This is a genomic window from Microvirga pudoricolor, assembly GCF_016892705.1.
Lineage (GTDB): Bacteria > Pseudomonadota > Alphaproteobacteria > Rhizobiales > Beijerinckiaceae > Microvirga > Microvirga pudoricolor.
This window is the reverse complement of sequence record NZ_JAFEMB010000001.1, coordinates 255,563-270,831: the sequence shown is the minus strand read 5'-3', so window position 1 is coordinate 270,831 and position 15,269 is coordinate 255,563. Positions and strand designations below refer to the sequence as shown.

The 15,269-nt window shown below is 67.2% G+C and carries 12 protein-coding genes; 5 read left to right on the top strand and 7 right to left on the bottom strand.

The window, feature by feature from the left end; all coding sequences use genetic code 11:
- Positions 1-37: 37 nt before the first annotated feature.
- Positions 38-1,492, bottom strand: coding sequence for a MocR-like ectoine utilization transcription factor EhuR (gene ehuR / locus ILT42_RS01225; protein ID WP_204213487.1), 1,455 nt, complete (start codon positions 1,490-1,492; stop codon positions 38-40).
- A gap of 75 nt (positions 1,493-1,567) precedes the next feature.
- Between ehuR and ILT42_RS01220 the strand changes: the two genes are divergently transcribed.
- A complete protein-coding gene (locus ILT42_RS01220) occupies positions 1,568-2,035 on the top strand; it encodes an Lrp/AsnC family transcriptional regulator (protein WP_204213486.1) in 468 nt (155 codons plus the stop codon).
- On the opposite strand, the gene ILT42_RS01215 is transcribed toward ILT42_RS01220, so the two are convergent.
- On the bottom strand, positions 2,032-3,399 hold the full coding sequence (locus ILT42_RS01215) for an adenylate/guanylate cyclase domain-containing protein (RefSeq protein WP_204213485.1): 1,368 nt from the start codon (positions 3,397-3,399) through the stop codon (positions 2,032-2,034). The two genes, ILT42_RS01220 and ILT42_RS01215, sit on opposite strands and share 4 nt — an antisense overlap.
- Positions 3,400-3,484: 85 nt before the next feature.
- The gene (locus tag ILT42_RS01210; RefSeq protein WP_204213484.1) at positions 3,485-4,570 is read right to left on the bottom strand and encodes a PLP-dependent cysteine synthase family protein; all 1,086 of its coding nucleotides are present in this window, start codon (positions 4,568-4,570) and stop codon (positions 3,485-3,487) included.
- A gap of 378 nt (positions 4,571-4,948) precedes the next feature.
- Between ILT42_RS01210 and ILT42_RS01205 the strand changes: the two genes are divergently transcribed.
- Positions 4,949-6,802 carry a calcium-binding protein gene (locus tag ILT42_RS01205; RefSeq protein WP_204213483.1) on the top strand — a complete coding sequence of 618 codons (1,854 nt, stop codon included), beginning with the start codon at positions 4,949-4,951 and terminating at the stop codon, positions 6,800-6,802.
- Between the two features lie 169 nt (positions 6,803-6,971).
- Positions 6,972-7,886 (top strand): DMT family transporter, encoded by a 915-nt coding sequence (locus tag ILT42_RS01200; protein WP_204213482.1) that lies wholly within the window; start codon positions 6,972-6,974, stop codon positions 7,884-7,886.
- A 6-nt stretch (positions 7,887-7,892) separates the two neighbouring features.
- Here the strand turns inward: ILT42_RS01200 and ILT42_RS01195 are convergent, their stop codons facing one another.
- Positions 7,893-9,176 carry an NAD(P)/FAD-dependent oxidoreductase gene (locus ILT42_RS01195; protein ID WP_204213481.1) on the bottom strand — a complete coding sequence of 428 codons (1,284 nt, stop codon included), beginning with the start codon at positions 9,174-9,176 and terminating at the stop codon, positions 7,893-7,895.
- A 99-nt stretch (positions 9,177-9,275) separates the two neighbouring features.
- On the opposite strand from ILT42_RS01195, the gene ILT42_RS01190 reads away from it, so the two are divergent.
- Positions 9,276-10,181, top strand: a complete 906-nt coding sequence (locus tag ILT42_RS01190; protein WP_229428315.1) for a LysR family transcriptional regulator — start codon at positions 9,276-9,278, stop codon at positions 10,179-10,181.
- Here the strand turns inward: ILT42_RS01190 and ILT42_RS01185 are convergent, their stop codons facing one another.
- Positions 10,182-11,876, bottom strand: a complete 1,695-nt coding sequence (locus ILT42_RS01185) for a thiamine pyrophosphate-binding protein (RefSeq protein ID WP_204213479.1) — start codon at positions 11,874-11,876, stop codon at positions 10,182-10,184.
- A 110-nt stretch (positions 11,877-11,986) separates the two neighbouring features.
- Positions 11,987-12,994: a Gfo/Idh/MocA family protein gene (locus ILT42_RS01180; RefSeq protein WP_204213478.1), complete on the bottom strand. Its 1,008-nt coding sequence runs from the start codon at positions 12,992-12,994 to the stop codon at positions 11,987-11,989.
- Between the two features lie 156 nt (positions 12,995-13,150).
- Between ILT42_RS01180 and ILT42_RS01175 the strand changes: the two genes are divergently transcribed.
- Positions 13,151-14,101, top strand: coding sequence for an NAD(P)/FAD-dependent oxidoreductase (locus tag ILT42_RS01175; RefSeq protein WP_204213477.1), 951 nt, complete (start codon positions 13,151-13,153; stop codon positions 14,099-14,101).
- A 19-nt stretch (positions 14,102-14,120) separates the two neighbouring features.
- Here ILT42_RS01175 and ILT42_RS01170 read toward each other — a convergent pair whose 3' ends face one another.
- Complete coding sequence (locus tag ILT42_RS01170; RefSeq protein ID WP_204213476.1) at positions 14,121-15,140, bottom strand: alpha/beta hydrolase; 1,020 nt, start codon at positions 15,138-15,140, stop codon at positions 14,121-14,123.
- Between the last annotated feature and the right edge of the window lie 129 nt (positions 15,141-15,269).

The window sequence follows — 15,269 nt, the reverse complement described above, 5'->3', positions numbered from 1 at the left end:
TCATGAAACAATTCGCCGACGGGTCGACCGCTGGTCGTCAGGCGATCGAGCTTACATCATAGACCGGCGGCAGCTGCTCGAAGGTCCGCTTGACGATCCGCAGGGCCTCCGCAAGCGCCGCATGGGACAGGCGCCCGCCCAGGCAGATCCGGATGCCGCCGCCGCTCGTTCCCCCCGCCATGAACGGGTCCGACGGCGTCACGGCAATCTGATTCTGGGCAAGTGCCCGCACGAGGCCTTCCTCGGTCCAGCGCGGGGGCACCCGCAGCCAGGCGCAAAGGGACAGGGGATGGGTTTGGGCCACGTGCTCGCCCAAGATCTCGGACACGATGGCCTGGCGGGCGCGGGCTTCCCGGCGCTGCAACTCCACCAGCCTCCCGGCGGTGCCGTCCTCGACCCATTGGGTGGCGATTTCCGCCGAGAGGTTCGTGGCGCTCCAGGTGGTGACCCGCATGATGCTCGCAACGCGGATGCCGTATTGCGGCGGCACCACGAGGTAGCCGGTGCGCAGGCCTGTCATGACGGACTTCGTGAAGCTCGTGGCGAAGAAACCGAGATCGGGCAGCATGGCCGCGATGGAGGGGAGGGGCTCGTCGAGCAGCGGCTTGTACACCTCGTCCTCGACGACGAAGACGCCATAGCGGCGGGCTATTTCCGCCACGGCCCGGCGACGCTCGGCGCCCATGACGTGGCTCGTGGGATTGCCGAGGGTCGGCACGAGGACGAGAGCCGTGACGCCGCCCGCCGCGCAGGCTTCCTCCAGGGCGTCGACCCGGATGCCCTCCCGGTCCGTGGGCAGGCCGCGCAGGCTGAAGCCGAGCACGTTGGACAGCCCGATGATGCCGTGATCCGTCAGGCCCTCGGTCAGCACGATCTCGCCCGGCTGCACCACGGCGGCCACCGCCAGGAACAGCGCATGAGCCGTGCCGTTGGTGATGAGGATGCGGTCCTGCGTGGCTTCGATGCCGAGGCCTCGCAGCCAGGACTGCGCCGCGGCCCGGTGCCGGTCGAGGCCCGCGATCGGGCGGCAGGGGCGCATGAAGGCGCTGTTGTCGGCCTGGGACAGGCTGCCCATCACGGCCCGGGAGGCGTCCTCGTGCGCTTCCGTATAGACCGCGCGGACGATGGACAGGTCCATGGTCTCACCGGGGTTGCGGTCCAGCATGAAGCGGTCGGCCTTTTCGGTGATCCGGCTGCGCACGAAGGTGCCCCGTCCGACCTCCCCCCGCAGGTAGCCTCGGCGCTCGGCCTCCTTGTAGCTGATGCTCACGGTCTGGACCGACACGCCGAGCTGGCGCGCCAGGTCGCGGTGCGTCGGCATCCGGGCGCGGGCGGGCAGGATCTCGGCGTCGATATCCGCGATGATGCGCTCGGTCAGGATCTTGTGCTTCGTCGCACCCTGACGCTTCAGCAGAACAGGGTTCCAATCCGCGAGAATGATCGCGCCGTCGGTGTCGACGCTTGAGAAGAGAGGTGAGCCGGGTCCGGGCATGGGGTCGTCTCGGAGGATTGTCTCAGGCGATTGTCTTGGTTTAATCATGACATTCTACCGGTGCTCTGGATAGCCATGAAACTCGACAGGATCGACTTCAAGATACTCGCGGCGCTCCAGCAAGACGGCCGGATGACCAAGCTGCGGCTTGCGGAGGCCGTGAACCTCTCCCCGACGGCTTGCTGGGAGCGGTTGAGTCGCCTGGAAAGGGGCGGCGTCATCCTGGGCTATACGGCTCGCATCAACCTCGACGCCGTGGCTCGCCGGACTTCGGTGCTGGTCGAGATCATGCTCAAAAGCCATCAACAGGCGGACTTCCAGCGCTTCGAGGCTGCCGTCCTAGGGGAGCCGGGCATCGTAGCCTGCGATGCCACGGGCGGGGGCGTCGATTACATCCTCAAGGTGGTCGCGGACGATATCGATGCCTATCAGCGCCTGATCGACCGGCTGCTGACCCAGGATCTCGGGATCGACCGCTATTTCACCTACATCGTGACGAAGAGCGTCAAGTCCACGCAGGCCCCTCTCGCGAGGCTCCCCTAGACGACGTCCCGCAGGGCCGGCGCGAAAATGACGACCGGCTCCCGCCGGCCGGCCAGCGGCTCCCGGCCGATCTCCCGCCAGGCCGTCCGGCCGGACGATCCCTCCACGACCGCGCCGGAGGCCAGGATGGTTTCCCTGTAATGCTTGGTCGCCTGCTCGAGGCGGGAGGCGACGTTCACGGCGTCGCCCAGGACGGTGAACTCCATCCGCTCCTCGTCTCCGACGATTCCGCAGAAAACCTCGCCCACATGGATGCCGATCCCGATCCGCACGGTGTGGGGCAGTTCCTTGGTGGCGTTCCAGGCTTCGACGATGCCGACCAGATCCTGCGCGAAGGCGAGGGCGCGGTTGGCGTCGTCGCTGCCTTCCTCGGGCACGCCGAACAGGATGAGGGCGCCGTCGCCGATGAACTTGTCCACGAAGCCGTGGTGGCGCCGCACACTGCCGAGGATGCGCGCCCGGAAGGCGGTGAAGAACAGGGACAGGCGCTCGGGGTCCATGCCCTCGGCCATGGAGGTCGAATCCCGGATGTCCACGAAGACGATCACGGCGCGCTGGCGCCGTCCGCGCCGCAGCGCGGCGTCGCCCTCCGCGATGCGTGGGGCGATCTCGGCCGGAAGGAAGCGGGAGAGGCTTGCCCGCCCGACCGCGTCGCGCACCGCCGATGCGAGCATCCGGCGCGAACGCACGATGCCGAACGCCGTCGCGGACCCGGCCAGGACCAAAAGGGACAATCTCATGACGTTGACGGGCATCGTGAAAAGGCGGCTCCAGGCCGGGTCGTTGCCGGGTCCCTGCCCGGGACCCAGCATCAGCTCGTGGTTGAGGCCTACCGCGATCGCGACGAAACCCAGTGTTAGAAGGGCGATGGAGCAAAGCTGGACCTTCACGTCGTAGCGCAGCGCACCCACCGCAAGCAGCAGCGGAGCCGCCCAGGCGATCGGCGTCGATGGCAGGGCGTTCCCCGGCAGCCCGCGCTCCCCGACGGCCGCGTAGGCGATCCCCAGCACCAGCCCGACGTCGAGCGTCATGAACAGGTAGGCGTAGGCATGACGCCAGCGCTGCGGCGCCGCCAGGAGAATGCTCGCGGCGCCCAGGACGAGGAACCCGATCGAGGCGATCCATGCATTGCGCTCGAACAGGCCGGTCGGTGTCGGCGCGAAACCGTCCATGATGCCGTCGGCCACGATCACCGTCAGGAAGATGCACAGGCCGCTGATCACCCTCAGCCAGCCGATCAGCCGCTCCGCCGCAACCTCGTGGCGTCGCATGAGGGAGGCGACGAGGTCCGTCTCCAGAGGGCGGTGGGCGGCGAAGGATGTGATTTCCTGGAGCGGATCCTCCTCGCGCAGGTTGGGACGCATGCCCGCTCCGTCATACTAATGGCTCGACCGGCCCGGATCAGAGCATGGCGCGGGGGCCGCCGCAATGGGACCTCCGGGGGAGGGGTCAGGCCGTAGGGCGGTCGAACCGGCCCGTCTCGAAGAAGCGTTCCATGGCGTCTTCCGCGGGCCGGATGTCGATGGCCCGCGAGGCGAGCCAATCGTCGCTCAGGTGGGTGCTGCGATAGCGCTCCCCGGAATCGCACAAGAGCGTCACGACGGATCCGCTCTCCCCGCTCTCCGCCATCCGGCTCACGATCCCGGCCACGGCCCAGAGGTTCGTCCCGGTCGAGCCGCCGCAGGATCGCCCGATCCGGCGGGACAGAACCCGGGCCGCCGCGATGCTGCCCGCATCCGGCACCGCGTCCGCCCGGTCGATGAGCTCCGGCACGAAGGACGGCTCGCAGCGGGGGCGGCCGATCCCCTCGATGAGGGACGGGGCACAGTCCACGGTGCACACGCGGCGGTCCGCGAGGTGCCGGTGGAACACGGAGGCTTCCGGATCGGCCAGCCCCAGGCGCGTGGGCAGGCGGCGGTAGCGGATGTAGCGCCCCAGCGTGGCCGAGGTCCCGCCCGTGCCGGCGCCGACGACGATCCAGGCCGGAACGGGGTGCTCCTCATGGGCCATCTGGCTGAAGATCGATTCGGCGATGTTGTTGTTGCCGCGCCAGTCCGTCGCCCGTTCGGCATAGGTGAACTGGTCCATGTAGTGCCCGCCAAGGGTCTCCGCGAGCCGGGCGCTCTCGGCATACATCTCGGCGGGGCTGTCCACGAAATGGCTCTCTCCACCGTAGAAGGCGATCTGGGCGATCTTCTCGGCGGAGGTCGAGCGCGGCATCACGGCGATGAACCGCAAGCCCAGCATGCGGGCGAAATAGGCTTCCGACACGGCCGTGGACCCGCTCGACGCCTCGATCACCGTCGTGGTCGGCCCGATCCAGCCATTGCACAGGCCATACAGGAACAGCGACCGGGCCAACCGGTGCTTCAGGCTGCCCGACGGATGGGTCGACTCGTCCTTGAGATAAAGCGCGATGGCGGGAGCGCCGGGCAGGGGCACCCGCAGGAGATGCGTATCCGCCGACCGGTTGAAATCGGCCTCGATGGTCTGGATGGCGTGGTCGACCCAGAGGCGGTCGGTGGTTGGGGACATGAGATGGCCTTCCTGATGCGAGCATGCCTATGCCCCCGATGGCGCCTCCAGGCAAATGCAAGAGTTCGGGCCCAACTTTGCCGTTGCGGGATGACGTAGCGACACTATTGCACGTCAAGTCGGCATAAATGCCCCTTGATAACATTGCTTGTAACATTGTATTGGAAATAACGAATCGTTAGCTGTCACCCATCAAATGGACGGAGACAGACCGGTTCGTGCGTGGGTGGGTGATCAATACAGTTCTAACGCGAACGTTCGTCCCTGTAGGCCGAGAGCCGATTTCCTCGAAGCGCTCAAGTCCAAGTCTTTGCTTTCCCGAATTTTTTCGAGGGGCAAGAGCAATCACCAAGGCAAAATGTTTTAACCGAGGATAATATGGCACTCATCAAGGCTACGGACACAGGTTTCGACTTCGAAGGAACCGCGGCCGATACCGCCGACATCGCGTCTTTCGTCGACGCTCCGGCACGCGTTGTGGCGAGCCTGACGGCCAGCACGACGACCAACGGAATTCCGACGTCCCAGGGCTGGGCGATCAGCGCAACCTATGACTCGATCGAGGGTCTGCAGGGTTCCGCTTTCAGCGACCTTCTCATCGGCGACGAGAACGCCAACACCCTCGAAGGCGGCGCCGGCAACGATTACCTCAGCGGCCTCGGCGGCGCGGACGTGCTGCGCGGCGGCGCCGGCATCGACGCGGCATCCTACGCCTATGCGACCACGGGCGTCGTGGCCGTGCTGGGAAGCGCGCATTACGGGTTCAAGAACAGCGGTGAAGCCGAGGGCGACACCTATAGCGAGATCGAGGGCCTCCTGGGCTCGAAGTTCAACGACACCCTCGTGGGCAGCGACGGCGACAACGTCCTCGAGGGCGGGCTCGGCGACGACGTGCTGATCGGCGGCGCCGGCGCCGACAAGTTCCTGGGTGGAACGGTCGACGACGCCAACGCGGTCGGCATCGACACGGTGAGCTATGCGTCGGCTGGCGCCGCGATCCGCATGGACATGATCTACGTGGTCGCGGGCCTCGGCGAAGCCGCGGGCGACACCTTCTCGGGTATCGAGCGCCTCGTCGGTTCGAACTTCAACGACACGATGGGCGGCAGCGACGTGGCCAACACCATCGATGGCGGCAACGGCGACGACGTGCTGGCCGGCTATCTCGGCGGCGACCTCCTGCGGGGCGGCGCGGGCATCGACTTCGCGGATTACAACCGCGCCACGACCAGCGTCACGGTCAGCCTCGTCGCGGGCGCCACGCATTCCGGCAGCCATGCGGTGGGCGACGTTCTCGAGAGCATCGAGGGCCTGACGGGATCCCGCTACAACGACACCCTGACCGGCAATGACCTCGCCAACACGCTCGATGGCGGCACCGGCAACGATATCCTCACCGGCAACGGCGGCAACGACCTGTTCCTCGTCGACGCCAGCGGCGACGTGGTGGTCGAGCGCGTCGGCGGCGGATCCGATACGGTGAAGACCAGCGCCGACTACACCCTCGCGGCCGGCGTGGAGGTCGAATTCCTGACCTCCACCAAGACCACCGCAACGAGGCTCACCGGCAACGAGTTCAACCAGGTCATCACCGGCACGGCCGGCAACGACACCATCAGCGGCGGCACGGGCGCCGACACGCTGAACGGCGGCGCCGGCGACGACACCTACATCGTCAACGATGCCCGCGTGATGATCTCCGACACCGCCGGCAAGGACATCATCCAGACCAGCGTCACCCTGACGGCCGCTCAGACGATCGGCGTCGAACGGGTCGTGCTCCTCGGCAAGACGGCCATCAACACGGCGGGCGACAACCTCAACAACGTGATCATCGGCAATGCTGGCAAGAACAAGCTGGCGGGCGGTCTCGGCAACGACACCATCACGGGCCTGAAGGGCAACGACCGCTTCGTCTTCGACACCAAGCTGAACGCCAAGAAGAACGTCGACAAGATCACGGACTTCAAGAACGTCAAGGGGAACGACGACACCTTCTATCTCAAGAAGAGCGTGTTCAAGGCGCTGAACAAGAAGACCCTGAACGCCGAAGACTTCTACAAGATCGGCGACCCGACCAAGGGCCAGGAGAAGAGCGACAAGATCCTCTACGATCAACGCTCCGGCAAGGTTTATTACGATGCCGACGGCTTCGGTGGAAAGGGCGCGGTCCTGTTCGCCAAGGTCAAGGCGAAGACGGACCTGACGCACAACGACTTCTTCATCTTCTGACGAAGGCGGCTCCCGCCACGAGAAGGCCTCCTCCGGGAGGCCTTTTTCGTTGAGGTCCGGCCCGGCGAGGTCACGCCCAGGGCAGCCCTGGCATGTTCTGACCTTTGGTCGACGCCCCCGGCCGATGCGTGTATGGGTTGCGCCGTCTCCCTCCTGCCGGTGCCCCACAATGGCCGATCAGCCGCTTCGCCACCCGCCCGTCAAGGCTGTCCAGCCGGACAATCCCTTGAAGGGCATCGCGCTGCTGGTCGCCGCCTTCGCCTGCTTCTCGTGCTCGGACGCGGCTTCCAAGCTGATGACGGGCAGCATGCCGGCTATCGAGATCGCCTGGCTGCGCTACGTGGTCTTCCTGGCCCTGATGATGGGTGCGGTCGCCCTCAGCGGGGCAGGGGCCAAGGCCTTCCGGTCCAAGCGGCCCGCCCTGCAGTTCGTGCGCGCCTGCGGCGTCCTGGGCTCGACGATCCTGTTCATCATGGGCCTGCGCTACCTGCCGATGGCGGAGGCCACGGCCATCACCTTCATCGCCCCGGTCTACGTGACGGCCCTGTCGATCCTGCTCCTGGGGGAGTTCGTGGGGATCCGCCGCTGGGCGGCGGTTTTCATCGGCCTCCTGGGGGTGCTCATCGTGGTGCGTCCGGGCACGGGAGCTTTCGACGCCGCGGCCTTCTTTCCGCTCACATCCTCGCTCTGCTGGGCCGTTGCCCTCATCGTCACCCGCAAGATGAGCAGCGCGGACGGCCCCCTGGTGGCGCTCACCTATGCGGCGCTGGTGGGGTTCGCGTTCACGTCGGTGCTGGTCCCGTTCGAATGGACGACGCCCGGCTGGCGGGAGATCGGCCTCGGAATCGTCACGGGCGCCGCCTCGACGGCCGCGCAATGGCTGACCGTGCTGGCCTTCCAGCACGCCAGGGCGTCGGTGCTGGCCCCGTTCTCCTACAGCCAGTTGATCTGGTCGACGCTCCTGGGCTTCGCGGTTTTCGGCAACCTGCCCGATTCCTGGACCCTCGTGGGAGCCGTGATCATCATCGCGAGCGGCCTCTACACCGCTCACCGGGAGAGGGTGCGGGCGAGGCTGCCGTCCTGATCGTGTTCAGAGCCGCGCCTCGACGAGGTGCATGAGCTGCGCCCCTGCCTCGATGGAGGCCTGCCGGGCGGCCTGGAATTTGACCGGCGTCACCTCGCTCGCCGGGAGCGGCAGATCGGCCAGCGTCTTGCGGCCGAGAACGTGCAGGGCGAGCTCCCGCCCGAAGACCGTGCCGGGCGCGATCCCGCGCCCGTTATAGCCGCTGAAGCTGACGACGTTTGGCGCCAGGACGTGGAATTTCGGCAGGCTGTTGTCGGTCATGCCGATCTGTCCGTACCACTCCGCGTCGAACGCGACGGCGTCGATTTGGGGGAAGATCTTCCTGATGGAGCGCTTGGCCCAGGCCCGGTGGATGGGAAGGCCCGTGCCTCGCAGGGCTCCGACGCTCCCGAAGACCAGTCGGCCCGCCTGGTCGAAGCGGAAGGAGCTCAGCACGTTCTTGGTGTCCCAGGCGCCCTGGCGCTCCGGCAGGATCGAGGCGCGCAGGTTGTGGCTGAGCGGCTTCGTGGCGAAGTTGAAATAGGGCAGGAGCACGATCTCCGACCGGATTTCGGCCCAGGGCGTGCCCGTATAGGCGTTCGTGGCCACGACAATCCAGTCGGCCGTGACGGAGCCACCCTCCGTCGAGACCGTCCAGCGGGAACCCGACCGGGTCACGCCCTTGACCGGGCTTCCCGTGAAGACCTGTGCGCCCGCCTCGATGGCCGCCCTGCCCAAGCCGCGCACGTAGCCGAGAGGCTGGATCGTGCCCGCGCGCAGGTCGAGGAGCGCTCCCGCATAGGCGGTGCTGCCCACCTTCCGGGCGGTCTCGGCGGCGTCGAGCAGGTGCACGGGAGCACCGCGCTTGCGCCATTGGGCCGCCCGCTCCTCCAGCTCCTGGAGGCCCTTGGGGCCATGCGCCACGTGAAGCGTGCCGGCCCGCTCCACCTCGCAGGCGATCCCATGCCGGTCGATGAGGGAGAACACGAGGCTGGGGCCATTGCCGAGGAGGTCGAGGAGGCGGTTGCCGTATTCCTCGCCCAGCTCCTTGGGCAGGTCGTCCGGCATGACCCACATCCCGGCATTCACGAGGCCCACATTGCGGCCCGATCCGCCGAATCCGATCTCCACGGCTTCCACGACGGCGACCCGGGCGCCCTCGGAGGCCAGGTGAAGGGCGGCCGACAGGCCGGTGAACCCGGCGCCGACCACCACCACGTCGGCCTCGACAGAGCCCTTCAGGGGGCCCGTGGCGGGCGCGGGCGGGGCCGTCTTCTCCCAGAGACCGTGGGAGCGGGGATCGTTCTGCATCGTGGGTGCCGGGGTTGGTGTCGTTTCCGTACCGAAAACACGCCCGAGGTCGGGGATGATTTCAAATGACGATTATGCTTTTACTCATTCTGATCCGGAATGACCATGAAGATCCCCCGCCGCTTCCTGCCGACGACAGCCCTCTTGTCCGCCTTCGAGGCCGCCGCCCGAACCGGCAGCTTCACGGCCGCCGCCAACGAGCTCGACCTGTCGCAGAGCGCGGTCAGCCGTCAGATTCGGGCCCTGGAGGACCAGCTCGGGGTCGAGCTCTTCGTGCGCGAGCGCCAGACGGTCCGCCTGACCCATGCGGGCGAGTTCTACGCGCGTGAGATCGGCGATGCCCTGCGCAAGATCAGCACCGCCTCCCTCAACCTTCGGGCAAATCCCAACGGCGGCACGCTGAGCCTGGCCATCCTGCCCACTTTCGGCACCCGCTGGCTGGCGCCCCGGCTCAGCCGGTTCCTGGAGGCCCATCCGGGCATCACCATCAACCTCGCGACCCGCATCCAGTCCTTCGACTTCAAGCGGGAATCCTTCGACGCGGCCGTGCATTTCGGCAACGCGGACTGGCCCGGCGCGGAATCGGCCTTCCTGATGAAGGAGCGCGTCATCCCGGCCTGCAGCCCGGACCTGGCGCGGCAGTTCGGGTTCAAGACACCGGAGGACCTGCGCGCCGCGCCCCTGCTGCACCTGGCCTCCCGGCCCGATGCCTGGGAGCGCTGGTTCCGCGCCAACGGCACTTCGGACGAGGGCGTGCACGGGATGATGTTCGACCAGTTCGCCACGGCGGCCCAGGCCGCCATGGCAGGGCTCGGCGTGGCGCTGCTGCCGATCTTCCTCATGCAAAGCGAGTTGAGCCGGGGCGAACTCGTGCCCGCCCTCGACCGGCCGCTCGAGAGCGCCGAGCGCTACTATCTCATGTGGCCCCTGGAGCGGGCGCTGTATCCGCCCCTTGTGGCCTTCCGGGACTGGCTGGTCCGGGAAGCGGCCGGCGAGGCCACCTGATCACCCGGCGGGCTGCCCGCGGGTCTCCCGAGACGCCAGGGCCTTTTCGCGGATCTGCGACAGGGAGAGGGCGGGCGTGATGGCTTCCGGATCGAGCAGGCAATGCAGGATCGCGGGCTGGCCCGAGGCAATGGCCCGCTCGAGCGCCGGCGCGAAGTCCTCCGTGCGCTCCACGCGCTCCCCATGGCCTCCGAACGCTCTCGCATAGGCGACGAAATCGGGATTCTTCAGGAGCGTGGCCGAGACGCGCCCGGGATATTCCCGCTCCTGGTGCATCCGGATGGTGCCGTACATGCCGTTATCGAGCAGCACCACGAGGATCGGCAGGCCGTACTGGACCGCGGTCGCGAATTCCTGGCCGTTCATGAGAAAATCGCCGTCGCCCGCGAACACCACGACCGTGCTGCCCGGCTGGACCCGCTTGGCGCCCACGCCGGCCGGAAGCCCGTAGCCCATCGACCCCGAGGTCGGCGCGAGCTGCGTGCCGTAGGTCCGGAAGGGCCAGAACCGGTGAACCCAGGTGGCGAAGTTGCCGGCACCGTTGCAGAAGATCGTGTCCTTGGGCAGCTTGTCCCGCAGATAGGCCATGACCTCGCCCATCTGCAGTGCGCCGGGATGCCGGACCGTCGTCGGATCGCTCCAGGCGAGATAGGCCGCATGGGCCTCGCGGGTCGCCTCGCTCCAGGGCAGGCTGGCGGGCGGGTGCACGCTCTCGAGCGCCGCCGAGAAGGCGGTCGGCGAGGCGTTGATGGCCAGATGCGGGATGTAGACCCGGCCGAGCTCGCCCGCGTCGGGATGCACGTGCACCAGTTTTTGCGCCGGGGAGGGGACGTCGAAGAGCGTGTAGCCTTGGCTCGGAACCTCCGACAGGCGTCCACCCACGAGAAGAACGAGGTCGGCGTCCTTGATGCGGCCTAAGAGTTTCGGGTTGACCCCGAGCCCGAGATCGCCCGCGTAGGAGGAGTGATCGGCCGGGAACAGCATCTGGCGCCGGAAGCTGCAGGCGACGGGCAGGTCGAATCGCTCGGCGAAGCGCTTGAAGCGCTGCACGGCGGCCTCCGACCAGCGGCTGCCACCGAGGATCGCTATGGGGTTCCGGGCCCCGTGCAGGAGCTTCTGCAGCTCCGCCATCTGGCCCAGCGAAGGGTGCGTCTCGACCACCTGGCAGGCAGGAGCGTCGGCCACCTCCGCCATTTCCGTGAGCATGTCCTCCGGCAATGCGATGACCACCGGGCCGGGGCGGCCCGACGTGGCCACGTGGAAGGCGCGGGACACGATTTCTGGGATCCGGGCCGCGTCGTCGATCTCGGTCGCCCACTTGACCATGGCTCCGAAGGCGGCGCGGTAATCGAGTTCCTGAAAGGCCTCCCGCTCGCGCACGCCACGCTCGATCTGGCCGACGAACAGGATCATCGGGGTCGAGTCCTGCATGGCGATGTGCAGGCCCGGCGACGCGTTGGTGGCCCCGGGGCCACGGGTCACGAAGCAGATTCCGGGACGGCCCGTCAGCTTGCCGTGCGCTTCCGCCATCATGGCCGCGCCACCCTCCTGGCGGCAGACCGTGACCTGGATCGAGGCGTCGTGGAGGGCGTCCAGCACGGCCAGGTAGCTCTCGCCAGGCACGCAGAAGATGTGGTCGATGCCCTGCGCGACCAGCTGGTCCACCAGAATCTCACCGCCCGTCCGGGATCGCATGACCGTGCTCCTACACTTCCTCAAGCCTGCGCCCACATGGCCGGGGGCGTGGCCTGCCGCAAGCGAATTCTGCTCACAACCTCATTCCGGCCATGAATGGCGGCGGACGGCTAGACGGTCTCCCAGGCGTTCGAGCGGTCGGAGCGGAACAGGGCGTCGATGATGCGCATGTTGACCACGGCGTCGGCGATCGGGAATTCCAGGCGGCCGCCCTCCAGGATCGCCCGCGAGAAGGCCTCCCCCTGCAGCACGTACTGGTCCGTAGGCGGAAACTCTTCCACCTCGGCGCCACCGCCCAGATGATCCCGTCCGTCGTCGAACACGATCCGGGTGGCGTCGTGCCGCTTGGCGTTGAACGGCACCTGGATCTCAAGCCGTCCCTTGGTGCCGTTGATCTGGACCCGCTGGTTCGGGGCGAGCTGGGTGGAGCAGGTGAAGGCGAGCTGCCTTCCGTTAGGGAAGGCTGCCAGGGCGCTGGTGAGGCGGTCGGTCCCCATGGCGGGATCGCGCTCGAACAATCCGATCACGCGCTCCGGGTCGGTCCCGAAGATGAAACGCGCGGTGGCGATGGCGTAGCAGCCGATATCGTAAAGGCCGCCGCCGCCGATCTCGGGATTGTTGCGGATGTTGTTGGGATCGACGTTGTTGTAGGCGAAGATCGTCTGGATGGCCCTGACATCGCCGAGGCGTCCGCTTTGGACGATCTCGCGCGCCCGCCGCCATTGCGGATGATGGCGCACCATGAAGGCTTCGGCCACGAGACGCCCGCTTGCGGTCTGGGCCCGTTCGATGTCCCTGGCCTCCCCGGCGTTCAGGGCGATGGGTTTCTCGCACAGAACATGCTTTCCGGCCTCCAGGGCCGCGATCGTCAGCGGCGCGTGCAGGTGGTTGGGAAGAGGGTTGTAGATCGCGTCGATGTCGGGATCGGCCAGGAGGTCCTCGTAGGACCCGTAGGCCTTGGGGATCGAGAAGCTTTCGGCCGCTTGCCTCCCCCGGCCCACATCCCGGGACGCGATGGCGGCCACCTCCGAGAAGCGGCCCTTTTGGAGAGCGGGGATGACCTGCTCGCGGGCGATTTTGGCGGCGCTCAGGACGCCCCATCTCACTGTTCCGGCCACCCGCTTGCTCTCCCGATTCTCGGATCCGTCGGGTTCAGTGTCGCACCAAACCATGCAACCATGCCAGCGCCTTTGCGATTTTGCAGGCTTGACGAGGATCATTGGAGCACGCTTGTGCATTAGGCCCCGACGCGAAATCACAGGAGCCGGGAACGGATGAGCGCGCAAGACGAGCTGTTGGATTGCCTGATCGTCGGAGGAGGCCCCGCGGGCCTCACGGCCGCCATCTATCTGGCCCGGTTCGAGCGCAAGGCTCTCGTGGTCGATAGCGGCGCGCCGCGGGCGGCCTGGATCCCCACGAGCCACAACATCCCGTTCTTCGTCGAGGGCATCGGCGGCCCTGAAATCCTCGATCGGCAGCGCGCCCATGTTGGCAAGTACGACGTTCCGGTGGTCGACGGGACGGTGACGGAGCTGCGCAAGCAGCCGGATCGCTTCATCGCGTTCATCGACGACCGGGAGACCGGGCGGTCGCTGCAGATCGTGGCCCGCCGGGTCCTGCTCGCCACGGGAGCCGTGGACGTCGAGCCCGACCTGCCGGACGTGCCCAACGCGGTCCAGCGGGGGCTCGTGCGCTACTGCCCGATCTGCGACGGATTCGAGGCCCGAAACAAGAAGGTCGCGGTCATCGGCTACGGCGACCACGGGATGGGCGAGGCGATCTTCATCGCCCGAACCTATGGCTGCGACGTGACCCTCTTGACGCTGGGCCAGCCGATGGACCTGAACGACAGCCAGCGCCGGGAGCTCGAAGAGCACGGGATCAAGATCGTCGAACAGCCCATCGAGGCCCTCGACGTACAGGACGACCGCATCGCCGCCCTGCGGTCCGGGGGGCAAGAGTTCCAATTCGACGTCCTGTATTCGGCGCTGGGCCTCAAATACCGGTCGGACCTTGCCGTCGCCCTCGGCGCCGAGCAGGACAAGTCCGGCGCGCTGCTGGTGGACAGCCATTGTCAGACCACCGTCAAGGGTCTCTACGCTGCGGGCGACGTGGTCCGGGGACTCGATCAGATCGTGTTGGGCATGGGACACGCCGCCACCGCCGCCACGCACATTCACAACCGCTGCGAACTCCCGACGGAGGACGAACCGGACGGTGCATGACGGCTCGTGCTAGCGAGCCTTAGCTCAGCGCCTTGGCGAGAAGGGGGAGGCTGATGTCCATCCTGTAATCGACCGAGGAGTGATTGTCGGGAAACTCTTCATACGTGTGGGGAATGCCGGCTGCCGCCAGCTTGCGATGGAGCAGGCGCGAGCCGTAAACCATGTTGTACTGGTCGATATCGCCACAATCGATGTAGAGCGCCTTCAGGCCCCGCAACGCGTCCCGCTGCTCCTCGACATCGGCCATGCGGAGGGGATCCCAGCGCAGCCAGTTGGCCCAGCGCTCTTCCAGCAATTCGCAGGTGTCCGGATCGACGGGAAGACGGACGCCGTAGAACTGGCTCGGGTCCGGATCGAAGGTGGCCGCCTGAGCCAGAACCATCATGGTGTGCCAGTCCGCGTCCTTGGCCTTCGGGCCCTCCTCGAACTTGCGCACGAAGGCCTCGATCGAACCTCCGTGATTCTGGAGGTGGCGCAGGGCGTTGGCGAATTCACCCAGGTGATAGAGGTACTCGAAGCCCACATCGCCGGAATGGGACGCGGCGGCCGCCCACACCCGGCCGCCGTTGCGAAGCGCGTGAACCAAGGTGCCGTAGCCGCCCGAACTTTTGCCGAACACGCCCCGGCGCCCGTCGCCGCCACAGCCGAACGTGTTCTCGACAAAAGGCAGCATCTCGCCGATCAGGAACGTCTCCCAGGGCCCCGTGGCGGCGCTGTCGATGTACTGGTTGCCGCCCAGGCGGGTGAAGCAGTCCGGGAAGGCCACCACGACAGGCGGCATGGCGCCGGATCCGATCAGCCGGTCGAGGCGCTCGGGCACGTTCTCGCCGTAGTTCTTCCAATTGGTATGGGCCGGCCCGCCAGCCGTGTAGCCCACGAGATCCACGAGAAGCGGCAGCCCGCCTCCATCATGTCCCGCCGGGACGTAGACGTCGATCCGGCGCCGGGACGGGTCGCCGAGAAGATTGCCCCTCAGGCACTCGCTCTGAAGGTGGAGCCCGTGAACCGTCCCTTCGGGATGGGTGTGATCCTTGCGCAAGCGCGCCTCCTGCCTGGTGATCTGGCCTATCTGAGGCGGCGCCCCCTCAAGTCCAGGCGTGCCCCGAGGCCGGTTGATAAATCCCCCGGAGGGCTAGCGCCTCGCTCGGGCCTGAGTCTAGGGTGCCGG